This is a genomic window from Amycolatopsis sp. DSM 110486, assembly GCF_019468465.1.
Classification (GTDB): domain Bacteria; phylum Actinomycetota; class Actinomycetes; order Mycobacteriales; family Pseudonocardiaceae; genus Amycolatopsis.
Window position 1 is genome coordinate 9,269,058 of sequence record NZ_CP080519.1, and the last position, 20,835, is coordinate 9,289,892.

25 protein-coding genes are annotated in these 20,835 nt (G+C 70.9%); 16 read left to right on the top strand and 9 right to left on the bottom strand.

Translation table 11 applies throughout. From position 1 onward, the window contains the following. Window positions 1-63 precede the first annotated feature (63 nt). From K1T34_RS44745 to K1T34_RS44760, 4 genes are all read left to right on the top strand, one after another. Window positions 64-639, top strand: coding sequence for a DUF3090 domain-containing protein (locus K1T34_RS44745; RefSeq protein ID WP_220240689.1), 576 nt, complete (start codon window positions 64-66; stop codon window positions 637-639). Between the two features lie 8 nt (window positions 640-647). After that, complete coding sequence (locus K1T34_RS44750) at window positions 648-1,457, top strand: SCO1664 family protein (RefSeq protein WP_220240690.1); 810 nt, start codon at window positions 648-650, stop codon at window positions 1,455-1,457. After that, window positions 1,442-2,314, top strand: coding sequence for a phosphotransferase (locus K1T34_RS44755; RefSeq protein WP_220247726.1), 873 nt, complete (start codon window positions 1,442-1,444; stop codon window positions 2,312-2,314). Before K1T34_RS44750 ends, K1T34_RS44755 begins: the two co-directional genes overlap by 16 nt. 112 nt (window positions 2,315-2,426) lie before the next feature. Next, entirely contained in the window at window positions 2,427-3,122 is a 696-nt protein-coding gene (locus K1T34_RS44760; RefSeq protein ID WP_220240691.1) for a hemerythrin domain-containing protein, read from the top strand. A 22-nt stretch (window positions 3,123-3,144) separates the two neighbouring features. On the opposite strand, the gene K1T34_RS44765 is transcribed toward K1T34_RS44760, so the two are convergent. Further along, complete coding sequence (locus K1T34_RS44765) at window positions 3,145-3,921, bottom strand: M50 family metallopeptidase (RefSeq protein ID WP_255638022.1); 777 nt, start codon at window positions 3,919-3,921, stop codon at window positions 3,145-3,147. Window positions 3,922-4,023: 102 nt separating this feature from the next. On the opposite strand from K1T34_RS44765, the gene K1T34_RS44770 reads away from it, so the two are divergent. The 3 genes from K1T34_RS44770 to K1T34_RS44780 all read left to right on the top strand — a co-directional run bounded on the left by K1T34_RS44770 (window position 4,024) and on the right by K1T34_RS44780 (window position 6,855). After that, the gene (locus tag K1T34_RS44770) at window positions 4,024-4,830 is read left to right on the top strand and encodes a DUF3097 domain-containing protein (protein WP_220240692.1); all 807 of its coding nucleotides are present in this window, start codon (window positions 4,024-4,026) and stop codon (window positions 4,828-4,830) included. A gap of 103 nt (window positions 4,831-4,933) precedes the next feature. Beyond that, window positions 4,934-5,368, top strand: coding sequence for an NfeD family protein (locus K1T34_RS44775; RefSeq protein WP_220240693.1), 435 nt, complete (start codon window positions 4,934-4,936; stop codon window positions 5,366-5,368). Between the two features lie 53 nt (window positions 5,369-5,421). After that, a complete protein-coding gene (locus K1T34_RS44780; RefSeq protein WP_220247728.1) occupies window positions 5,422-6,855 on the top strand; it encodes an SPFH domain-containing protein in 1,434 nt (477 codons plus the stop codon). Between the two features lie 61 nt (window positions 6,856-6,916). Here K1T34_RS44780 and K1T34_RS44785 read toward each other — a convergent pair whose 3' ends face one another. Beyond that, window positions 6,917-8,263 carry an MFS transporter gene (locus K1T34_RS44785; protein WP_220240694.1) on the bottom strand — a complete coding sequence of 449 codons (1,347 nt, stop codon included), beginning with the start codon at window positions 8,261-8,263 and terminating at the stop codon, window positions 6,917-6,919. A 255-nt stretch (window positions 8,264-8,518) separates the two neighbouring features. Between K1T34_RS44785 and K1T34_RS44790 the strand changes: the two genes are divergently transcribed. The 3 genes from K1T34_RS44790 (at window position 8,519) to K1T34_RS44800 (ending at window position 10,688) form a co-directional block, all read left to right on the top strand. Beyond that, window positions 8,519-9,016: a pyridoxamine 5'-phosphate oxidase family protein gene (locus K1T34_RS44790; RefSeq protein ID WP_220240695.1), complete on the top strand. Its 498-nt coding sequence runs from the start codon at window positions 8,519-8,521 to the stop codon at window positions 9,014-9,016. A 110-nt stretch (window positions 9,017-9,126) separates the two neighbouring features. Continuing rightward, on the top strand, window positions 9,127-9,534 hold the full coding sequence (locus K1T34_RS44795) for a YciI family protein (RefSeq protein WP_220240696.1): 408 nt from the start codon (window positions 9,127-9,129) through the stop codon (window positions 9,532-9,534). Then, complete coding sequence (locus tag K1T34_RS44800; RefSeq protein ID WP_255638023.1) at window positions 9,531-10,688, top strand: RNA polymerase sigma factor; 1,158 nt, start codon at window positions 9,531-9,533, stop codon at window positions 10,686-10,688. The genes K1T34_RS44795 and K1T34_RS44800 overlap by 4 nt, the downstream gene beginning before the upstream one ends. Window positions 10,689-10,701: 13 nt before the next feature. Here the strand turns inward: K1T34_RS44800 and K1T34_RS44805 are convergent, their stop codons facing one another. Then, window positions 10,702-11,190, bottom strand: coding sequence for a hypothetical protein (locus K1T34_RS44805; protein ID WP_220240697.1), 489 nt, complete (start codon window positions 11,188-11,190; stop codon window positions 10,702-10,704). 303 nt (window positions 11,191-11,493) lie between these two features. On the opposite strand from K1T34_RS44805, the gene K1T34_RS44810 reads away from it, so the two are divergent. Continuing rightward, window positions 11,494-11,880 carry a VOC family protein gene (locus K1T34_RS44810; protein WP_220240698.1) on the top strand — a complete coding sequence of 129 codons (387 nt, stop codon included), beginning with the start codon at window positions 11,494-11,496 and terminating at the stop codon, window positions 11,878-11,880. A gap of 5 nt (window positions 11,881-11,885) precedes the next feature. After that, window positions 11,886-12,203: a metalloregulator ArsR/SmtB family transcription factor gene (locus K1T34_RS44815; RefSeq protein ID WP_220240699.1), complete on the top strand. Its 318-nt coding sequence runs from the start codon at window positions 11,886-11,888 to the stop codon at window positions 12,201-12,203. A gap of 128 nt (window positions 12,204-12,331) precedes the next feature. Here the strand turns inward: K1T34_RS44815 and K1T34_RS44820 are convergent, their stop codons facing one another. Next, on the bottom strand, window positions 12,332-13,258 hold the full coding sequence (locus K1T34_RS44820) for a tyrosine-type recombinase/integrase (protein ID WP_220240700.1): 927 nt from the start codon (window positions 13,256-13,258) through the stop codon (window positions 12,332-12,334). A 332-nt stretch (window positions 13,259-13,590) separates the two neighbouring features. On the opposite strand from K1T34_RS44820, the gene K1T34_RS44825 reads away from it, so the two are divergent. Continuing rightward, window positions 13,591-14,829 carry an MFS transporter gene (locus K1T34_RS44825; protein WP_255638024.1) on the top strand — a complete coding sequence of 413 codons (1,239 nt, stop codon included), beginning with the start codon at window positions 13,591-13,593 and terminating at the stop codon, window positions 14,827-14,829. Between the two features lie 114 nt (window positions 14,830-14,943). Here K1T34_RS44825 and K1T34_RS44830 read toward each other — a convergent pair whose 3' ends face one another. Then, window positions 14,944-15,423, bottom strand: coding sequence for an ArsI/CadI family heavy metal resistance metalloenzyme (locus tag K1T34_RS44830; RefSeq protein ID WP_220240701.1), 480 nt, complete (start codon window positions 15,421-15,423; stop codon window positions 14,944-14,946). Between the two features lie 83 nt (window positions 15,424-15,506). Between K1T34_RS44830 and K1T34_RS44835 the strand changes: the two genes are divergently transcribed. The 3 genes from K1T34_RS44835 to K1T34_RS44845 all read left to right on the top strand — a co-directional run bounded on the left by K1T34_RS44835 (window position 15,507) and on the right by K1T34_RS44845 (window position 17,645). Continuing rightward, on the top strand, window positions 15,507-15,872 hold the full coding sequence (locus K1T34_RS44835) for a helix-turn-helix transcriptional regulator (RefSeq protein ID WP_220240702.1): 366 nt from the start codon (window positions 15,507-15,509) through the stop codon (window positions 15,870-15,872). Then, window positions 15,869-16,960, top strand: a complete 1,092-nt coding sequence (arsB, locus tag K1T34_RS44840) for an ACR3 family arsenite efflux transporter (RefSeq protein ID WP_220240703.1) — start codon at window positions 15,869-15,871, stop codon at window positions 16,958-16,960. Before K1T34_RS44835 ends, arsB begins: the two co-directional genes overlap by 4 nt. A 154-nt stretch (window positions 16,961-17,114) precedes the next feature. Beyond that, on the top strand, window positions 17,115-17,645 hold the full coding sequence (locus tag K1T34_RS44845; RefSeq protein WP_255638025.1) for an arsenate reductase ArsC: 531 nt from the start codon (window positions 17,115-17,117) through the stop codon (window positions 17,643-17,645). 180 nt (window positions 17,646-17,825) lie between these two features. Here the strand turns inward: K1T34_RS44845 and K1T34_RS44850 are convergent, their stop codons facing one another. From K1T34_RS44850 to K1T34_RS44865, 4 genes are all read right to left on the bottom strand, one after another. After that, on the bottom strand, window positions 17,826-18,785 hold the full coding sequence (locus K1T34_RS44850) for an arsenic resistance protein (protein WP_220247732.1): 960 nt from the start codon (window positions 18,783-18,785) through the stop codon (window positions 17,826-17,828). A gap of 121 nt (window positions 18,786-18,906) precedes the next feature. Beyond that, a complete protein-coding gene (locus tag K1T34_RS44855; protein ID WP_220240704.1) occupies window positions 18,907-19,221 on the bottom strand; it encodes a hypothetical protein in 315 nt (104 codons plus the stop codon). Then, on the bottom strand, window positions 19,218-20,021 hold the full coding sequence (locus tag K1T34_RS44860; protein ID WP_220240705.1) for a MerR family transcriptional regulator: 804 nt from the start codon (window positions 20,019-20,021) through the stop codon (window positions 19,218-19,220). Before K1T34_RS44860 ends, K1T34_RS44855 begins: the two co-directional genes overlap by 4 nt. Before the next feature lie 175 nt (window positions 20,022-20,196). Further along, window positions 20,197-20,799 (bottom strand): cation transporter, encoded by a 603-nt coding sequence (locus K1T34_RS44865; RefSeq protein WP_220240706.1) that lies wholly within the window; start codon window positions 20,797-20,799, stop codon window positions 20,197-20,199. Window positions 20,800-20,835: the final 36 nt, after the last annotated feature.

A 20,835-nucleotide genomic window follows, 5' to 3' on the forward strand; every position in this document is an offset into this window, starting at 1 on the left:
ATCCCGATCAACCAGGGGCGGCGGATGCCGATCAAGCGACCGTGGCCTAGGGTCGGGGGTGCTATGTCTCGCGTAATCCACGTCTTCCGCAAGCCCGACCGGTTCGTCGCCGGAACGGTCGGCGAGCCCGGCGATCGCACGTTCTACCTCCAGGCGTCGGAAGATGTCCGGACGGTCAGCGTGACGATCGAGAAACAGCAGGTCGTCGTTCTCGCCGAACGCCTCGGCTCCCTTCTGGAGGAGGTCGCCAGCCGCTTCGGCGCGGACGTGCCCACCGACGTCCCCGACGACCAGCTCGACGTCGACCCCCTCACGGTCCCCGTCGAGGAGGAGTTCCGCGTCGGCACCATGGGTCTCGGCTGGGACGCCGACTCCAGCGCCGTCGTGATCGAGCTCCTCGCGATCACCGAGGGTGAGGTCGACGAGACCGTGGTCCTCGACGACACCGAAGAGGGTCCCGACGCCGTGCGCGTGTTCCTCACCCCGGTCGGCGCCCGCGCCTTCGCCGAGCGCGCCGACCGCGTCGTCAACGCCGGGCGCAAGCCGTGCCCGCTGTGCGGCGAGCCGCTCGACTCGACCGGGCACATCTGCCCGCGGCAGAACGGCTACCGCCGCGACGTCGACGTGGCCGAGGACTGAGGGCGCCGGTGGCCAGCACTCCGCCGGAGCCGACGGACCCCGCTGCGCGCGAGTTCGTCACCCACGGCCGCATCGACGTCGAGGGCCGGCTCGTCGACGCCTCCAACGTCACCCTGTTCTGCGCGATCGAGCTCGACGGCGTCACCGGCCGTGTGGTCTACAAGCCGGTGTCGGGGGAGCGGCCGCTGTGGGACTTCCCCGACGGCACCCTCGCCGGCCGTGAGGTCGCGACCGCGATGATCGCCGACGCGTCCGGCCTCGGCACCATCCCGCCCACGGTCCTGCGCGACGGCCCGTTCGGGCCCGGCATGGTCCAGCTGTGGGTGGAGACCGCCGAGGACGACGACGTCGTCGACGTCTGCGCCCCCGACGAGGTCCCCGAAGGCTGGCGCACCGTGCTGCACGCCCACGACCGCCTCGGTGACCCGGCGGTGCTGGTGCACGCCGACCACCCCGGGATGCGTGAGCTGGCGGTGCTCGACGTCATCGTGAACAACACCGACCGCAAGGGCGGGCACCTGCTCGCGGGCACCGACGGCCGTGTCTACGGCGTCGACCACGGCATCTGCCTGCACACCGACCCGAAGCTGCGGACCGTGCTGTGGGGCTGGATCGGCGAGCGACTCGGGGACGACACCGCGGAGAAGTTGCGCAAGCTGCGGTCCGACCTCGACGGCAAGCTCGGCGCCGACCTCGGCGAGCACATCACCACCTTCGAGGTCCGCGCGCTCTCACAGCGCGCCGACTTCCTGCTCGCCGAAGGCGTCTTCCCCGAACCCGGCGACGACTGGCGCGCGATCCCCTGGCCGCTCTTCTGAGCGACTCGCTGGACACCGCGGCCCGCGCCCGGCTGGTCGACCGGTTCGGCGCGGGCGTCGGACCGTGGTGCGACGCACTGCCCGACCTCGTCGCGCGCCTGGCGCAGCGCTGGAACCTCACGGTCCGGGAAGCGCGCCCGGGCAACACCGGCCGGACGCTGCTGTGCGACGGCCCCGATGGTCCCCATGTCCTGAAGCTGTGCCCCGATCCCGGGATCGCCCAGGCCGAAGCCACGGCTTTGCTGGCGTGGGCCGGTCTGCCGCGGGTCGTGCAGCTGCTCGACACCGACCTCGCCGCAGGTGCGATCCTGCTCGAAGGCCTCGTGCCCGGCACGACCCTGACCGGCACCGAAATTCCCTGGGACGAGGTCCGCGACCTGCTCGGCCAGCTCCACGAGGTCGCGGCGGACGGCCCGTTCCCGACCCAGCTCGAGCGCGTCCACGCGATGTTCGACCTCGCCGAACGCCGGCTGCGCGGCAGCAGGGCGGAAGAGCACCTGCCGCTCGACGTGCTGCACGCCGGACGCACCCGCGCCGAAACCCTCGCCACGACCGGTCCCGTCGCCCTCGTCCACGGCGACCTGCACCCCGGCAACGTCCTCGACGCCGGCCCGGCCCGCGGCATCGTCGCGATCGACCCCCGCCCGTGCGTCGGCGACCCCGCTCTCGACGGCGTCGACTGGGCGTTCCTCCCGCTCGCCGACGGCGGCACGCTCGACGATGGCCTCGCCCGGCTGCCCGACCCCGACCGCACCCGCGCGTGGTGCGTCGCGCTCGCCCCGCTGATGGCGATGGGACCCCTGCGCCGTACCGGCCCGACGCCCTTCACCGACGCGGTCCTCGCGCTCCTGCCTTAACGAGTGTGGCGCTCGTCACTGTTCGGCCCCGGGTTCAACCGCCGCCGCCCCGGGCCCCGTGTCGCGGGGAGCCGCGCGCGCACGCGCCGGCTCCCGCTGCCGAAGGACTGACATGACCGCAACGAAGGCTCCCGGCGCGATGACCCGCGAGATGCGCATGGTGCACACCGCGCTGCGCCGCGAGTTCGGGCTGATGCCGAAGCTGATCGCCGGCGTCGCCGAAGGGGACACGCAGCGCGCCGCGCTCGTCGCCGACCACCTCGGGCTCGTCAGCACGATCCTGCACCACCACCATCACGCCGAAGATCTCGAGATCTGGCCCAACCTGCTCGAACGCTGCCCCGCCGACGTCGCCCCGCTCGTGTACGGCATGGAGCGCCACCACGAACGCATCGCGTTCCTCGGCGTCGACCTCACCGACGCCGTCGCGGCCTGGCGCGCCGAGCCGAACACCGCGCACCGCGACGCCGTGCTGGCCGTCCTCGACCCGCTGATCGCCGTGCTGAACGAACACCTCGGCGCGGAAGAGGACTACGTGCTCCCGCTCATCGAACAGCACATCACCGCCGCGGAGTGGGACACCATGGTCGCCCAGGGCGCGGCCGAGCTCCCCGCCGAGAAGCTCCCGCTCGTGCTCGGGATCATGATGTACGAAGGCGACCCCGGCGCCGTCCAGGACGCACTTGGCAACCTGCCCGCCGAAGCCCGCGACACCGTCGCCGAGCTGGCGCCGCGCCTGTACGCGGACCTCGCCGAAACCCTCCACGGCACCCGCACCCCGCCGAAGGAATCCACGCCGGCCCGCTGAACCGGCACGTCACGGCCACACGTCACGGCCACAGGAGCGGCACCGCCTTCTCCAGTGCCCAGCCGATGACCACGAACCAGCCGGCGATCCACACGAACGCCGGGATCGAGGTGAGCTCCGCGAGGCCGGCCGCGTCGTCGGTGTGGTGCCGCAGGCCGTGGCGCACCCGGTTGGACACGAGCGCGGCCAGCCCGCCGATCTCGCTGGTGAGCAGCAGCCACGTCTCGCCGTACGCGACCGCGTTCTGCACCCACCCCGGCGCCGTCCGCCAGACGGTGAAAGTGACCATCCCGAGCGCGACGACCGCGACGAAGGTGATCAGGTCGCGCGTGACCACCAGCACGAGCACCATCACCAGCGTGGTGAGCGCGAGGACGGCGGGCGCGTAGCCGTGCCGCAACAGCCCGGCGGCACCGAGCCCAGCCAGCGACGGCATCGCGTACCCGGCCACGCTGGTCAAGGTCCGCGACCACAGCGATCGCGTCCACGACCACGTGGCGCCGCTGTCGGCGCTGGTGATCGCGATCCGGTACACCCCACCGCCGGTGACGACGCTCGCGAGCGCGTGCCCGCTCTCGTGGAACACCGTCCCCAGCACGTTCGCGCGCCCGATCAGCAGATCCTTCTCGCTCGTCAGGAACGCGAACGTCCCCGTCGACACCGCGGCCGCGAACAGCCCCGTCACCAGCACCAACCACTGCCCGGGCGCCTCGACCGCCTCAGTCAGCGACCCGAAGAACCCCCCACCCGCCATGACCTCGACCTCCCCTGGGAACGGCAGGAACCCGAAGAATCGCACGTGGGTACGACATTTCCGGCCCACCGAAGCGCGTCAAGGATCAGCCGCCGCCCGGCGTGGCGGCAGGACTTCACCCCACGAACCGCACTAGCGTGCTCGGCCGTGCGCTCACATTCGTACGACGACGTGCTGTCGGGTCCGCGCAAGCGGAAGATCCCCGAAGTCCCGGCCGAACGGGGGCTCGTGGTCGAAGACCCCGACAGCGGCTTTTGCGGCGCGGTCGTGAAGATCGAGTACGGCAACGTCGTCCTCGAGGATGCCAAGGGTCGCCAGCGTGTGTTCCCGCTCGGCCCCGCGGCGTTCCTGCTGGAGGGCAAGCCCGTCACGCTCGTGCCGGTCCGCGAGGCCGCCGCGCCCGTCAAGCAGGTGTCGGCGTCCGGGTCGGTGAAGGTGCAGGGTCTGCAGGCGCGCGTCGCGCGGGACTCCCGGATCTGGGTCGAGGGCAAGCACGACGCGGAGCTCGTCGAGCGCGTGTGGGGCCACGACCTGCGCGTGGAAGGCGTCGTCGTGGAACCGCTCGACGGCGTCGACGTGCTGGCCGAGAAGATCGCCGAGTTCGGCACCGGGCCCGGCCGCCGCCTCGGCGTGCTGGTCGATCACCTCGTGAAGGGCAGCAAGGAGTCGCGGCTGGTCGCACAGGTCCGCGACGAGCAGGTGCTCGTGACCGGTCACCCGTACGTGGATATCTGGCAGGCCGTGAAACCTGCCGCCGTCGGCATCCGCGCGTGGCCGGAGATCCCGCGCGGCACCGAGTGGAAGGTCGGCATCTGCGAGGCGCTCGGCTGGGGCGAGACCTATGAAGGCTGGCAACGGGTCCTGGCCGCCGTGAGCAGTTTCCGCGACCTCGAGACACCGCTCATCGGCGCCGTCGAACGGCTCATCGACTTCGTCACCGAGCCCTCGGAATGAGCACGAAATGAGCCCGGTATGCCCGGTTTCGGACAAGGTCACGCGTCGGTCACGTCGAGTCACTTGCCCGGTGCGAACCGGCGCGATCTGAGAGCATGAGCACATGGCAGCAGCATTGATCTGGCTGATCATCGGCATCGTCCTGATGATCGCGGAAGTCATCTCCGGCGACTTCGTGTTGATCATGCTCGGCATCGCCGCGCTGCTCGGCGCCGGCTCCGAAGCGATCACCGGCAACATCTTCATCGACGTCGCCGTGTTCGCCGTCAGCTCCGTCGCGCTGCTGGCGCTGGCCCGCCCCATGCTCAAGCGCCGCTTCCTCGCCGGCTCCCACACGCCCACGGGCACGGACGCGCTCATCGGCGCCCGCGCCGTCGTGGTGTCCACAGTGGACTACGACGCCGGGCAGGTGAAGATCGGGGGAGAGATCTGGTCGGCGCGCGCCGTGCACGAGTCGCACCCGCCGATCGCGCCGGGCACCAGCGTCACCGTCGTCGAAATCTCCGGCGCCACCGCCGTGGTGGACATCGTGTCGTGATCGCGAGAACTCCGGAAAACGGTACTAGGTAAGGGGAAACGCTCTTGTCCACAATTGCGATCGTCGTGGTCGCGCTCCTGATCTTGTTCGTCATCATCACGGTGGTCAAGGCGATCATGGTGGTGCCGCAGGCCCAGTCGGCGGTGATCGAGCGACTCGGCCGGTTCCGCACGGTCGCCTCGCCCGGCCTGACGTTCCTGGTGCCGTTCCTGGACAAGGTCCGCGCCCGGATCGACCTGCGCGAGCAGGTCGTCTCGTTCCCGCCGCAGCCGGTGATCACCGAGGACAACCTGACGGTCAACATCGACACCGTCGTGTACTTCCAAGTCACCGACTCGCGCGCCGCGGTCTACGAGATCTCCAACTACATCATCGGTGTCGAGCAGCTCACCACCACCACACTCCGCAATGTGGTCGGTGGCATGAGCCTGGAGCAGACGCTGACCTCCCGCGACGCGATCAACAGCCAGCTGCGCGGCGTGCTCGACGAGGCCACCGGCCGCTGGGGCATCCGCGTCGCGCGGGTCGAGCTCAAGGCGATCGACCCGCCGCCGTCGATCCAGGACTCGATGGAGAAGCAGATGCGCGCCGACCGGGAGAAGCGCGCGATGATCCTCACCGCCGAAGGTCAGCGGGAGTCGTCGATCAAGACGGCGGAAGGCCAGAAGCAGAGCCAGATCCTCTCCGCCGAAGGCCAGAAGCAGGCCGCGATCCTCGCGGCCGAGGCCGAACGGCAGTCCCGCATCCTGCGCGCGCAGGGTGAACGCGCCGCCCGCTACCTGCAGGCCCAGGGCCAGGCGAAGGCGATCGAGAAGGTGTTCGCCGCCATCAAGGCCGGCCGCCCGACGCCCGAGGTGCTCGCCTACCAGTACCTGCAGACCCTGCCGCAGATGGCGCAGGGCGACGCGAACAAGGTCTGGATGATCCCGAGCGACTACGGCAAGGCCCTCGAAGGCTTCGCCCGCGCGCTCGGCGCCCCCGGCGACGACGGCGTGTTCCGCTACGAGCCGCCGAAGGACGACACCCCCGAACGCCCCGACCTGGACGACGACGAGGTCGCCGGCTGGTTCGACACCTCGACCGACCCGAAGGTCGCCGAGGCCGTCGCCGCCGCGGAAGCCGTGGCGCGCAAGGAGGTGCCGAGCCCGCTCAACACCGCGCCGCCGCGCCGCGCCCTCGGTGGAGCGACCCCGGCACCGGAAGCCGCGGCTCCGGCGGCACCGGCGGAAGAAGAGCCGCCCGCACCGCCGGCCCCGGCCACGCCGCCGCCCAGCACGCCGCCGCCGGGTGTCCAGCAGCAGAACCCGCCGTCGCTCCCGCAGCCGCAGCCCCCGACCACGCCGCCGGGTGGCCCGTACCAGGGCCCGCCGCAGCAGTTCGGCGGCCAGCAGGGTCAGCAGGGACAGCAGGGTCCGGGCAGCGGGCCGTTCCCGCAGCAGGGCCCGTTCGGCGGACCCCAGGGCGGGCCGCCGCAGCAGCGCCGCTGACACATCACGCAAAAAGAGGGGCGCCGCACCGGATTCCGGTGCGGCGCCCCTCTTTTTGTCGCTAGCGGCGGGCGTAGACGCTGACGTCGTCGATGTTCGCCTTCGACCGGTCCGGCAGCGCGATCACACACAGGATCGTGACCACCGCGGACAACACGATGTAGATCGACACCGAGTACGGCGTGCCCGTCAGGTGCAGCAGCCAGGTCGCCAGCAGCGGCGCGGGCCCACCCGCGAACACCGACGCCAGCTGGTACCCGAGGCCGGCGCCGCCGTAACGCAGGTGCGTCGGGAAGCTCTCGCCGATCAGCGCGGCCTGCGGCCCGTACTGCATCGCGTGCGCGACCAGCGACACGATCACCGCGATGAAGATCAGGGCGTGCCCGCCGTGGCTCAGCACCGTGAAGTACGGGAACGCGATCAGCGCCGTGAGCACCGCGCCGGTCAGGTACACCCGTTTTCGGCCGATGCGGTCGGAGAGCTGGGAGAACACCGGGATCAGCACCAGCTCCGCCAACGCGCCGACGAGCACCGCGTTGAGGACGAACGTCTTGCTGAACTCAGGACGCTCCACCACGTACACGAGCACGAAGCTGGTGAACAGGTAGAACGGCATCTGCTCGCTGAAGCGCAGACCGGCTGAGAGCAGGATCTCCCGCCAGTGGTGGCGCACCGCGTCCTTCACCGGCGCCTTGGACGTCTTCTTGTTCGCCACCACCGCCGCGAACATCGGCGTCTCGAGGATCCGCAGCCGGATCACCAGCCCGATGACCACGAGCACCAGACTCAGCAGGAACGGGATCCGCCAGCCCCACGAGTCGAAGTCCTCTTTCGACAGCGTCGCCGACAGCAGCGTCATGCCACCGGTTCCGAGCACCAGGCCGACCGGCACGCCGATCTGCGCGAAGCTCGCGAGGAGCCCGCGCCTTCGCTGGTCACCCCATTCCATCGCGAGCAGCACCGACCCGCTCCACTCACCGCCGATCGCGATGCCCTGGATCAGTCGCAGCAGCACCAGGATCAACGGCGCCGCGAACCCGATCGACGCCGTCCCCGGCAGCACCCCCACCACCGCCGAGGACAGGCCCATCAGCAGGAGTGTGACGATCAGCGTCGCCTTGCGCCCCAGCCGATCGCCCCAGTGCCCGAAGATCGCCGCGCCGACCGGCCGGGCCGCGAACCCGACCGCGTAGGTGGCGAACGACTGCATCACGCCGGCGTATCCGCTCGAGGAGGGGAAGAACAGGTGCGGGAAAACAAGTGCCGCTGCCGTGTTGTAGAGGAAAAAGTCGTACCACTCGATCGTCGTGCCGATCGACCCGGCGAGCGCCGCTCGCCGCACTTGCACTCGACGGTCTCCCGTGGACGCTTGGACTGACTGGCTGACTTCGTTGTCGCCTAGAACCATGGGTGCACACCTCTCGTGACTGGCGTCACTCAATAGTGTGAGCCGTGCCCGCCTGTTTGGCGATTCCTGACGAACGATGCGGGAAGGTCGTTTCGTTCTGTCACCCTTTGTGGTCGTATTCCGCCGAAAACCACGGTCTGCGATTGTTCCGAAAAACTTCGCGATGGGATGTCGGAAACCCGTGCGCGGCTCCGTCCCCGCGGTGACAACAGACCGAAGCTCACCGGCCGGACCGACACCACCGAGGAGAACCCCGTGGACCGCAGTGAGATCACCGAGATCCTCGACCGCCCGCTCAGCCAGGAGCTGCTGGCGCGCGACCTGACCCGCCTGGCGTACGTCGCGCAGGACGGGACGCCGCGCAACGTGCCGATCGCGTTCACCTGGAGCGGCACCGAGATTGTCATGTGCACCGCCAAGAACGCGCCGAAGCTCCCGTCCCTGCGGGCCAACCCGATGGTCGCGCTCACGATCGACACCGAGGTGCACCCGCCCAAGATCCTGCTCATCCGGGGCCGCGCCGAGCTCGACGTCGTCGACGGGATCCCCGAGGAGTATCTGCAGATGAACGGCAGCTACGAGATGACCGCCGAACAGCGGGTCGAGTGGGAGGCCGAGGTCCGCTCGCTCTACGACGGCATGGTCCGCATCGTCGTGACCCCGACCTGGGCGAAGCTCATCGACTTCGAGACCACACTGCCCAGCGCCGTCGAAGAGCTGGTCAAGCAGCGCGCCGAGCGTCAGCAAGCTTGAAAACCCCAGCCGGAAAAAGTTTCGCCGCGGGATGTCGAGAACCCGCGAACGGCTGCGTCCCCGTACCGAACCCGGCCAGAATGGGCCGGACCACACCAAGGAGAACGACGATGGCCAAGTACCTGCTGCTCAAGCACTACCGCGGCGCGCCGGCCGCGGGCAACGACGTGCCGATGGACCAGTGGACCCCGGAGGAGGTCACGGCCCACATGCAGTACTTGCGTGACTTCGCGGCCAAGCTCGAAAGCACCGGCGAGTTCGTGGACAGCCAGGCGTTGTCGCAGGACGGCACGTGGGTCCGCTCCGGCGGCGAGGGCCGGCCGCCGGTCACCGACGGGCCGTTCGCGGAGACCAAGGACCTCATCGCCGGCTGGGTGATCATCGACGTCGACACCCACGAGCGCGCGGTCGAGCTCGCCGGCGAGCTGTCCGCGTCGCCGGGTGCGGGCGGGAAGCCGACCCAGGAATGGCTCGAGGTGCGCCCGTTCTACGGCGAGTGCCCCGCCATCACCGAATGACGGCACCGGTGGACGAAACCCTGCTGCGGGCCCTCACACCGGCCGTGATCGGGATCCTCGGCCGTCGCGGAGCGGATTTCGCGGCGGCCGAGGACGCGGTGCAGGAAGCCCTGGTCGAGGCGGTGCGCGTGTGGCCGGACGACCCGCCGCGCGACCCGAAGGGCTGGCTGGTCACCGTCGCGTGGCGCAAGTTCCTCGACGCCGTGCGCGCCGACTCCTCGCGGCGCCACCGCGAGCTGCGCGCCGACGAGGAGCCCGAACCCGGACCGACCGAGGTCACGGACGACACGCTGCAGCTGTATTTCCTGTGCACCCACCCGTCGCTGACCCCGGCTTCGGCCGTCGCGCTCACGTTGCGCGCGGTCGGCGGGCTGACCACGCGGCAGATCGCGCAGGCCTACCTCGTGCCAGAGGTGACGATGGGCCAGCGCATCACCCGGGCCAAGAAAACCGTGGCGGGCGTGCGCCTGAACCAGGCCGGCGACGTCGGCACGGTGCTGCGGGTGCTGTACCTGGTGTTCAACGAGGGCTACTCCGGCGACGTCGACCTCGCCGCCGAGGCCATCCGGCTCACGCGCCAGCTCGCCGCCCGGATCGACCACGAGGAGGTCGCGGGCCTGCTCGCCCTCATGCTGCTCCACCACGCCCGCCGCCCGGCGCGGACCAGCTCCGACGGCCGGCTCGTGCCGCTGGCCGACCAGGACCGCAGCCAGTGGGACACAGGCCTGATCGCCGAGGGCGTCGACATCCTGCAGGCGGCGCTCACGCGCGACCGGTTGGGCGAGTTCCAGGCCCAGGCCGCGATCGCCGCGCTGCACGCCGACGCGCAGGCGGCCGAAGAGACCGACTGGGTGCAGATCGTCGAGTGGTACGACGAGCTGGTGCGCCTCACCGACAGCCCGGTCGCCCGGCTCAATCGGGCCGTCGCGGTCGGGGAGGCCGACGGTCCCCGCGCGGGCCTGGCCGCGCTCGCTGAGCTCGACCCCGCCCTGCCCCGCCACACCGCCGCGTCGGCGTACCTCCACGAACGCGAGGGCGACCCCGCTACCGCGGCCCGGCTCTACGTCGAAGCCGCCGCGGCCGCGCCCAACCTCCCCGAACGCGAGCACCTCACCCGGCAGGCCGCCCGCCTGAACTCCCGGCTGCGCGGGTGAACGCAGCTCGGGGTCAGGCGGTCGCGTAGATGTCGCGGTAGCGCTTCAGCGCGCGGCGGGTGAGGTCGTCGCCGTCCTGTCCGGCGAAGCGGCCGGGCCGCAGCGTCTCGAGGTGGGGGACGCCGGGGTCTTCGCCGCGCAGCAACGCGGCGAGCGCCGCGGCCGACCCGGCGGCGTGCGTGACCCAGATCGCCTCCGCCAGCCACAGGCCCGCGACGTGCGCGACCGGGCCCAGCAGCGGCAGGTTGTCGGGCGTCATGGAGAACACGCCGTTGAGCCGCTCGGCCGGCGTGAAGCGCGTGGCTTCCGGCAGCAGCGCGAGCGCGGTGGCGATGGCCGGGTCGAACTGCTCCGTGACCCACGGCTGTTGGGCGGACTCGCCGGGCGTGACCGGCAGCGGACGGTGGCCGTAGGTGCCGAGCCCCAGGCGCTCGCCGTGGTCGCGCGCGTAGACGTGGTGCTCGGGCCAGCGCACGAACCGGATCCACGAGCGCCGGAACATACGCGGCCGCCTCCGCCGGATCCAGCGCCCGGGCCGGCAGCCCTGCGGCTTCGGCCGCCGTCGCTCGTCGCTCCAGATCCCGCAGACCGTCCACAGTGGTCGCGACCTCCAGGCCGCCGACGCGGCTGAACCCGGCCGGGATCTCGTCGTAGCGCGCGGCGCTGGCCCGCGCCAGCTCGGTCAGCACGGGAGCCTCGTTGAACAGCCCGACGAACCCGGGCGCGTACCCGGTCGAGCCCCACCCACCCTGGCGCAGCGCTCCGCGGTTGACACGTAGGAATTATCCTACCTATTGTTTCCGGCATGACCGTCTCCCGCATCCAGTTCGTCACCGTGCCGGTGGCCGACCAGGCGAAAGCCCGCGAGTTCTACGTCGACAAACTCGGGTTCGAGGTCGTCGTCGATCGCCACGGCCCGGCCGGCCGGTTCGTGATGGTGGCGCCGAAGGGCGCCCAGACCGGCCTGGTGCTCGTCGACTACCCGATCTCCGGTGTCACGCTCACCGGCCCGCTGCACTTCCAGCTCGACACCACCGACCTCGACGCCGACGTGGCCGCGTTGCGCGACAACGGGATCGAGGTCCCCGAGCCGCAGGCGATGCCGTGGGGCCGCGCGACCTCGTTCCAGGACCTCGACGGCAACGGCGTCGGCCTGCTCGAGCCCTCGGCGTTCGGCAACCGGCCGGGCTGAGCGGCGTGCCCGTCAACGACGACGTCTTCGCCGCGCTCGCCAACCCCGCGCGGCGCGAGGTGCTGCGGATGCTGCTCGACGGCCCCATGGCCGCCGGCGATCTGGCCGAGCGCTTCGACATGCGCCGGCCCAGCCTGTCGGAACACCTGCGCGTGCTGCGGGAAGCCGGCCTGGTCACCGAGCAACGAGCCGGGCGCAACCGCCTCTACTCCCTCGAAGCCGCGCCGCTGGAGGAAGTCACGACGTGGCTGCACCCGTTCGAGCGGTTCTGGCGCACGAAGCTCACCAACCTGCGTGATCTGCTCGACGAGGAGGACCTGTGACCGAGGCCGCGCCGAACCCGGAAGACCCGACGGCGGTGCACGTCGACCAGTTCCTGCCGCACCGGGGTTCCCGGACATCTCGCGGAATATCCAACGGAATGGCCGCTGACCAGCAGTAATGCGGGTGTTTACGAGCGTTCGCGTCGGCGGCGGGCGGCGCGGATCTCGTCGTCGGCGACCTGGTCGGCGAGCAGGGTGTAGATCTGGGTGGTTTCGGTGCTGGCATGTCCGAGCCGGCGGCGGACGACTTCGATGGAGACGCCGGAGTTGATGAGTTCGGTGGCATGGGCGTGGCGCAGCTGGTGGATCTCGATGCCGAGCCCGGCTGCGGTGCAGTAGCCGTTCCAGCGGTGGTGGGCGGCGTCGTAGGACAGCGGGCCGCCCTTGCCGTTGATGCTGGCGCGGAACATCGGCCCGGCGGTGTATCCGGAGCGGGCGAGGTAGAGCTTGACCAGCGCGACGTACCCGCGGTCGTCGAGCAGGACCGTGCGCACGGTGCCGCCCTTGCCGTGGATCTGGACGTGCTCGTCGTCCAGGCGCAGGTCGAAGTCCTCGACGTAGAGCCCGCACACTTCGGCCGCGCGGGCGCCGCAGACGTAGGCTGTCTCGAACAGCACCCGGTCGCGCAGCCGGGCGAGCGGAAGCTCTTTGCGTGGCCGGCGGGTGCAGATCACGGCGAGCACCGTCTGCACGTCCTTCGCCGCGGCCGGGCGCGGCAGCGTCTTGGGGACCTTGATGGTGTCGATGCGGTCCATCGGGTTCGCGTCGAGTTCCTCATGCCGGACCGCCCATTTGCAGAACGACGCGACTGCGGCGCGTTTGCGCTTGCGGGTCGAGGGCGCGAGCCCGGCGATGTCGGAGAGGTACGCCCGGACCGGCTGAGCGGTCAGCTCACTGATCTCGCCGTCGTGGTGGGCGGCGAACTGGGTGAGGTCGCCGCGGTAGGCGCGGATGGTGTGCGCGGAGGCGTTGGTGTTGGCGAGGTCGGCGAGGAAGTCGTCGATGTGTCGGGCGAGCGGATGCGCCCGGTCGAGCTGCCCCGGGGCCACCGTCATGCCCTCATCCTCCGAGTTGCCAGATAACCGGGAAACGAACCAGGGGGCCGGGGTGGTGTCCGCCCAGCTCGCCGATCGCCCTTAAGGCCGATCTTGCCAGATAACGAGAAGGTTATCCCGCAACCGACCACATCGTCGGCGAAGCCCACCAGACCGCCGGTCCCGTGGAGTTGAACCGCGCCTTCGGCCTCGGCGTGAGGACCGCCGTGCGCTACGTCCGCGCCGCCCAGCCCGATCGCTACACACCCGACCCCGATGGCGTAAGCAGCACCACGCCCCGCCATCCCAAGGGGACCTTGCCGGGAGAGGGCTGGTTTGCCAGTGTCACCGGCGTGACTGAGCAGGTGAGCCGCCGCGACGACATCGGGCGGGGCGAGCGGGCGTGGATGACCCGGGGCGTGGGCGGGATCGGCACGGCCAGTTTCCTCGCTGACATTGGGCACGAGGTGCCGACCGCGTTGATGGCCAGCCTGGTCACCGGCACTCTCGGGGCGCCGGCCTCGGCGCTGGGGCTGATCGAGGGCATCTCCGACGGATTGGCCGGTGCGGGCCGGTTTCTTGGTGGCCCACTCGCCGACGACCCGGGCCGGCGCCGCCGGCTCGCCGTGGGCGGCTACACCGCCACCGCGGTGCTGTCGTCGCTGATCGGCACCGCCGGGAACGTCGTCACGGCCGGGGTGCTGCGAGGAAGCGCCTGGGCCGCCCGTGGCCTGCGCGTCCCGGCCCGCAACGCGCTGCTCGCCGATGTCGTGCCGGCCGGGGCCTACGGACGCGCCTACGGGTTCGAGCGCACCATGGACAACCTCGGCGCGATCGTCGGCCCATTGCTCGCTCTCGCGCTGGTCGCGGTGTTCTCCGTGCGCACCGCGATCCTGATCTCCGTCGTCCCGGGTCTGCTCGCCGCCGTGGCGATCATCTACGCCATCCGCCAGGCCAAACTGCCCACGGCCCGGGAGCGACACAAGCTGCGGTTCCAGGTCCGGCCGGTCCTGCACGGCCAGCTCGGGCGGCTGATCGGGGCGTTCGCGCTGTTCGAGATGGGCAACCTCGCCGCGACCCTGCTCATCCTCCGAGCGACCGACCTGCTCACCCCCGCCCACGGCACCCAGAGCGCCACCCAGATCGCACTCGGGCTCTACACCGCCTATAACGTCGCCGCCACCGTCGTGTCCTTCCCCGCGGGGAAGGTCTCCGACCGCCTCGGCGCCCGCGGCCCCCTGCTCGTCGTCACCGTCGGGGTCGTGACGTTCCTGCTCGCCTACATGCTGTTCGCGGCCACCGGCCCGGCGGTCACGGTCCTGGCCGTCGCGTTCATCGCCGCCGGGATCGGCATCGGCTGCGCCGAGACCGCCGAGCACGCCGCCGTCGCCGCGCTCGCACCACACCAGCTGCGCGGCTCGGCATTCGGGCTGCTCGCCACCGTCCAGGCCGGCGGGAACCTCATCGCCAGCGCCGTCGCCGGCCTGCTCTACACCGTGGTCTCCCCGGCCGCAGCGTTCGGCTACGTCGGCGCCTGCATGGCCCTCGCACTGGCCGGACTCGCCTGGGCCGCACGGCCAGCACGGGCGTGACGGTCGCGCCCGCCCCGGTCATGCACCGGCTTCACCGGCTCGACCTGCGCGGGGGTTGTGGCGCCTGCGCGATCCGGCCACAACCGCCGACCCCGACGCGCAACTGACGTGCAGTCAGTCGCAGCAGCCGGCAGGCTGCGAGTCCTTGTCCACCTCGCCGGTATCGGCGTCGGGGGTGCAGCAGGCCGCGGCGGTGACGGTGGCGGGGCTGTCCTGGCCGAACGAGGCGGAGTCGCCGGTGACGGTGTAGACCTCCCATGGCTCCTGGCCGGGGCCGTGCACCCAGACCTTGTCCTGCAGGGCGTAGCAGCAGGTCGTGCCGTTCTCGACCAGGGTGTCCATGCCTTCGCCGGTGAGCCGCTTCGACGCCGCATCGACCTCCTCTGTGGACTCGACCTCCACGCCGAGGTGGTCCATCACGGTCGCCTGGCCGGGCTCGCCTTCGAGCAGGACCAGCTTGAGCGCGGGCTCGGCGATGGCGAAGTTGGCGTAGCCGGCGCGACGCTTGGCCGGTTCGGTGTTGAACAGCTTCGAGTAGAAGTCGATCGAGCCTTCGAGGTCACCGACGCGGAGGGCGAGCTGGACGCGGGACATGAGCGAACTCCCTTAAGTAGATGTTCATCTAAACAGCTGAGGCTTAGATTGCTCTCTAGATAGAACCCTGTCAAGGTAGACGTATGTCGAAGCAACTGCCGTTGGCGGCGATGGACGCCTGCTGTACCCCGCTGGCCCGCGAGCCGCTGTCCGAGCCGCAGGCCGTCGAGCTGGCGCGGGTGTTCAAGGCGATTTCGGACCCGATCCGGCTGCGCCTGCTGTCTCTGATCGCCTCGCACGAGAGTGGGGAGGCGTGTGTGTGCGATTTGACCGACGCCTTCGAGGTCACCGGCCCCACCATCTCCCATCACCTCAAAGTGCTGCGGGAATCCGGCTTGATCGACGGCGAGCGGCGCGGGACCTGGGTGTACTACCGGGTTCACCCCGAAGTCCTCGCCCGGCTCTCGGCGGTGCTCGTCCCGGCCGACCCGGCGGGCGTGCCGGCATGAGCGTCACCGCGGAACCCGCCACGGCGGGCGTGGTCGGCAAGCTCTCCACGCTGGACCGGTTCCTGCCGGTGTGGATCGCGGCCGCGATGGCGCTGGGCCTGCTCGGCGGCCGGGTCGTGCCCGGCCTGGGCACCGCGTTGAACGCGGTCTCGGTCGACGGGATTTCCCTGCCGATCGCGATCGGGTTGCTGGTCATGATGTATCCGGTGCTGGCGAAGGTCCACTACGACCGCCTCGACTCGGTGACCGGTGACCGCAAGCTTCTGTGGTCCTCGCTGGTGCTGAACTGGATCATCGGCCCGGCCCTGATGTTCGCCCTCGCATGGCTGCTGCTGCCCGACCTGCCGCAGTACCGGACCGGGCTGATCATCGTCGGCCTGGCCCGGTGCATCGCGATGGTCATCATCTGGAACGACCTCGCCTGCGGCGACCGCGAAGCCGCCGCGGTCCTGGTCGCACTCAACTCGGTGTTCCAGGTGATCATGTTCGGCGTGCTCGGCTGGTTCTACCTGTCGGTGCTGCCCGGCTGGCTCGGCCTCGCCCGGACCGACCTGACCGTGTCGGGCTGGCAGATCGCCAAGAGCGTGCTCATCTTCCTCGGCATCCCACTGGTGGCCGGGTTCCTGACCCGCCGCTTCGGGGAGAAAGCCAAGGGGCGCGCCTGGTACGAGGCGACGTTCCTGCCCAAGATCGGCCCCGCCGCGCTCTACGGGCTCCTGTTCACCATCGTGATCCTCTTCGCCCTGCAAGGCGATCAGATCACCAGCCGCCCGGTCGACGTCGTCCGGATCGCGGTGCCGCTGCTGGTGTACTTCGCGATCATGTGGGGCGGCGGCTACGCCTTCGGCAAAGCCGTCGGCCTGAACTACGAACGCACCACGACGCTGGCGTTCACCGCGGCGGGCAACAACTTCGAACTCGCCATCGCCGTCGCGATCGCGACCTTCGGCGCCACCAGCGGCCAGGCTCTCGCCGGGGTCGTCGGCCCGCTCATCGAAGTCCCGGTGCTGGTCGCGCTGGTGTACGTCTCGCTCGCCCTGCGCCGCCGCGTCACCTCCACCACCGACCCGCTGGAGACCCGGCCATGACCGTGCCCCACCACCACCGCGAAGGCGAACGCTGTCTCGACGTCGAAGACTGCCGCCTCATCGATCCCCGCGTGCAGGTCCTGCTTGACCGCGAAGCCGCCACGCTCGCCGGCCGGTTCGACGGGATCTTCTCCGCCGAGACCGTGACCGCCTCGTGCACGACTCGTTCGACCAGCTCGCCGCGACCGCCACCGTCCACACCCACCTGCCCGTGCTGGCGGCGCGGTTCGCCCGCCAGCGCCTCGAGGCCACCGCCAAAAACGAAGGAGCCACCGTGTCCGACCTGCCCGAGGTGCTGTTCGTCTGCGTGCACAACGCCGGCCGCTCCCAGATGGCCGCAGCCCTGCTCAACCACCACGCCCACGGCCGCGTCGTGGTCCGCTCCGCCGGATCCGCGCCCGCCGACTCGATCAACCCCGCCGTCGTGGCCGCGATGGCCGAACTCGGGCTCGATCTGACCCAGGAGTTCCCCAAGCCGCTGACCACCGAAGCCGTGCAGGCCTCCGACGTCGTGATCACGATGGGCTGCGGCGACGCCTGCCCGATTTTCCCGGGCAAGCGCTACCTCGACTGGCAGCTCGACGACCCCGCCGGCCAAGGCATCGACGCGGTGCGCCCGATCCGGGACGAGATCGACCGCCGCGTCCGCGCGTTGCTCGCCGAACTCGTTCCCGTCGCACGCTGAGTCTTCCCGCCGGAACCTCTTCCCTAGCCTCTCGGCGAGAGACTAGGGAAGAGGTTTCTTGTGCTCGATCGTGAATCATCGCGGGCTGGGGACGCCGACATCGAAGGCGAACTCGCCCAGCTCGGCCCGACCGGCTACCGGCCGCTGCGGGTGCGCGACACCCTCTTCTGAGCTGCCTGCTCAGGGCGCGGCGGTGCCCGCGCGGGCGGGCACGAGCCGAGGCACGAGGCGGACGTAGGCGACCATGCCGAGCACCTCGACGAGAGTCTGGGCGACGACAACGGCCGCGGCGAGCGACAGCCGGTCGGGTAGCGCGAGGGCCAGGGGCAGCACGACCAGGGAGTTGCGGGTCGCACCGGTGAACACCACCGCCCGCGCGGCGGGGACGTCGAGCCGGAACGTGCGGGCCACGGCCCAGCCGGCGAGCGCCATGATCACCAGGAACGCGACGTAGAAGGGGATGACGGCGGCCACGTCGGCGAGGTTGCCGCCCAGCTTCGGGACCTGGGACGCCACGACGATCAGCAGGGTCGCGGCCATCAGCGGCACCATCGTGGTGTTCGCCGCCGCGGACACCGCGCGCCCGGCGGCGGCACGGGCGGCCCAGGCCTGAGTGGCCCAAGCCAGGGCGAGCGGGATCACGATCAGCACGACGAACGCCTCGACGAACGGGCCGATCTCGACGATGTCGGCCAGTTCGGAGCCCATGAACAGGTAGAGAAACAGCGGCAGCAGCAACATCTGCGCGACCAGCAGCAACGGGGTGGCGGCCAGCAGGCGCCGGTTGCTGCCACCGGCCAGCCCGCTGAACACGATGACGTAGTCCACGCACGGGCACAGCAGCACCAGCAGCACCCCGATCCGGACGGCCTGTTCGGCGGGCAGGAATGCGAACATCGCCGCGACGATGAGCGGCACCACGACGAAGTTGACGACCAGCGTCGCGGACAGGAACCGGCCGTCGCGCAGGGAGCGCATCAGTTCCGCGGCGGGGACTTGGAGGAACGTCACGTACAACAGGGCGCCCAGCACCGGGTTGATGGCGTGCCCCAGGCCCGGCCCGGCCGCGGGCAGGGCCCAGCCCAGCAGGCCGCCGGTCACCATCGCCGCCAGGTAGATCACCACCTGGTGGTGTTCCATCCGGTCGGCCAGACTCTGTGATTGCTGCGCCGCCACCCTGCCGACTCCCGTTCCTCGGCACCGGTCCCTGCTGATTCATCCTCGCAGGACCGGTCCCGACAGCGCCCGCGCCGGTCCGGGCTTAGCGGTCCGCGCGGGCCGTGATGTCGTCGGGTTCACCGGGGACGGCGGGCAGGCCCAACACGACCGGCCCAGTGCCAGCACGGCAGTTCGACGCGCGCCGTCTGCGGCGCACCACGAGGACGGCCACGGCGGCGAGCAGGGCCAGCACCGCGAGCGCGGGCACCCAGATCGCCGCGACCGCGAACACCGCGCCCAGGCCGCCGAGCACGGCCAGGATCGGCCCCGCGCAGCACAGCGCGCACGCCGCGACGGCTGCCGCACCGACTCCCCACGCCGTCCCTGAGCGGGAGGGCCGGGGCCTCCGGGTGTTCATGCGCTCACGGCGAACAGCTCGGCCAGCAGGGCGCCGGCCGCTTCGGGGGCCCGCACAGTCAACTCCAGCGCGGTCGGTGTCAGGTGCAGGGTGAAGTCGAAGAACGCGCAGCAGTCCTGTTCCGCCGCGGCCAGCGCGGCGACCTCGGCGGCCAGCTCGGGCGTGGCCGGCAAGATCAGCGTCAGCCCGTCGGCGGTGTCGCGCCGGCTGGTGGCCTGCCCGGTGATCCGCTGCCACTGCGCGATCCGCTCGCCCAACGCGGCGCTCTCCAGCGTGCACGCCACCGGCGCCTGCCTCCACGTCTCGGCCGCAGTCCCCCCGGCCGCGGTCTCCCCGGCCGCGGTCTCCTCGGAGTAGGTGCGCGAGAGCGGCACCGGCACTGGGCCGGGTCCGGTGGTGGTGGCGGTGCATCCGCAGTCCGGGCCGCACCCGCCGGCCGGGGCGGGGGTCGAGAGCTGCTGGTGGACCTCGGTGAGGCGGGCGGAGAACGCCGCGAGCTCGGCCTGGCGGCGATCGGCATCGGCGATCCGCTCGGCGAGCAGGGGCAGCATCCGGGCCCGCACCGCCGCGCACACCCCTTGCTCCCACACTCCGAGCAGGTCGCGGATCTCCTCCAACGGCAGGCCGAGAACCTTCGCCGAGGAGATGAACGCCAACCGCTGCACCGCCTCCTGCCCGTAGACCCGGTAGCCCGCAGTGGTGCGCTCGGCGGGCAGCAACCCCGCCGTCTCGTAGAACCGCAGAGTGGTCGCCGGCACACCGGTCCGGGCCGCGAGTTGGGAGATCCGCAAGCTGGTCACCACCCGAACCTAAACCTTCGACCCGACTCGAAGGTCAAGCTCAGCGAACGCACCGGCGCGCACAAATGACGCTACTTCGCTCGATCGACGGGGGCATCGAGGGCGAGCTTGCCCAGCTCAGCCCCGGCCGCTGCGGGTGCGTGAGAACCTAGGTGATCTCGCCTGGTCGACCGGGTCAATGATCGCCAATGACGAAGACCGCGTACACCTCGCGGGCGGCGTAGGCCAGCAGCACATACCCGGCGATCGGGTCTGCCCACCACCACCCGGCGGCGGCGTTGAGGACCAGGCCGACCAGTACGGCGACCGCGAGCAGCCCGTCGACCAGGGTGACCCGGCCTTCGGTGCGCAGCACTGGGTTGTCCAGGGCGGCGCCGGTGCGGGCCTTGCCAGCCGCGAGCGCGAACATCACCACCGCGGTAACCGCGGTCCAGATGATCCCGCCCGTGCTGTGCTGCGGGTGGTAGCCGGTGACCAGTACGAACGTGGACTGCACGGCCAGGTAGATCGCCAGCAGCGCGAACGCGCCACCGATCAGCCGCAGTGCTCGCCGCTGCCGGGCCTCGCCCGTCCCCGAGAGCTCCCAGATCACCACGATGGAGGCACCGATCTCGATCAGGGAGTCCAGCCCGAACCCGGCCAGCGCGACCGACCGCGCGGTGACCGCGGTGATTGCGAGCACGACGATGCCGACCACGTTCCAGGCCAGGGTGGTGTACTCCAGGGCGAACCCGCGCCGCAGCAGCCGGCGGGCGACGGCGTTCTCGATGTTCTGCACGACGACAGTCTGCCCGACCGCTTCTCGCAAACGCTC

Coding starts and splice junctions, on each gene's coding strand:
- K1T34_RS44745 (WP_220240689.1), top strand. CDS start 64: ATGTCTCGCGTAATCCACGTCTTCCGCAAGCCCGACCGGTTCGTCGCC.
- arsB (WP_220240703.1), top strand. CDS start 15,869: ATGAGCGTCACCGCGGAACCCGCCACGGCGGGCGTGGTCGGCAAGCTC.
- K1T34_RS44785 (WP_220240694.1), bottom strand. CDS start 8,263: ATGGTTCTAGGCGACAACGAAGTCAGCCAGTCAGTCCAAGCGTCCACG.
- K1T34_RS44800 (WP_255638023.1), top strand. CDS start 9,531: ATGACGGCACCGGTGGACGAAACCCTGCTGCGGGCCCTCACACCGGCC.
- K1T34_RS44830 (WP_220240701.1), bottom strand. CDS start 15,423: ATGTCCCGCGTCCAGCTCGCCCTCCGCGTCGGTGACCTCGAAGGCTCG.
- K1T34_RS44850 (WP_220247732.1), bottom strand. CDS start 18,785: ATGGAACACCACCAGGTGGTGATCTACCTGGCGGCGATGGTGACCGGC.
- K1T34_RS44820 (WP_220240700.1), bottom strand. CDS start 13,258: ATGACGGTGGCCCCGGGGCAGCTCGACCGGGCGCATCCGCTCGCCCGA.
- K1T34_RS44835 (WP_220240702.1), top strand. CDS start 15,507: ATGTCGAAGCAACTGCCGTTGGCGGCGATGGACGCCTGCTGTACCCCG.
- K1T34_RS44805 (WP_220240697.1), bottom strand. CDS start 11,190: ATGTTCCGGCGCTCGTGGATCCGGTTCGTGCGCTGGCCCGAGCACCAC.
- K1T34_RS44775 (WP_220240693.1), top strand. CDS start 4,934: ATGGCAGCAGCATTGATCTGGCTGATCATCGGCATCGTCCTGATGATC.
- K1T34_RS44795 (WP_220240696.1), top strand. CDS start 9,127: ATGGCCAAGTACCTGCTGCTCAAGCACTACCGCGGCGCGCCGGCCGCG.
- K1T34_RS44760 (WP_220240691.1), top strand. CDS start 2,427: ATGACCGCAACGAAGGCTCCCGGCGCGATGACCCGCGAGATGCGCATG.
- K1T34_RS44855 (WP_220240704.1), bottom strand. CDS start 19,221: ATGAACACCCGGAGGCCCCGGCCCTCCCGCTCAGGGACGGCGTGGGGA.
- K1T34_RS44810 (WP_220240698.1), top strand. CDS start 11,494: ATGACCGTCTCCCGCATCCAGTTCGTCACCGTGCCGGTGGCCGACCAG.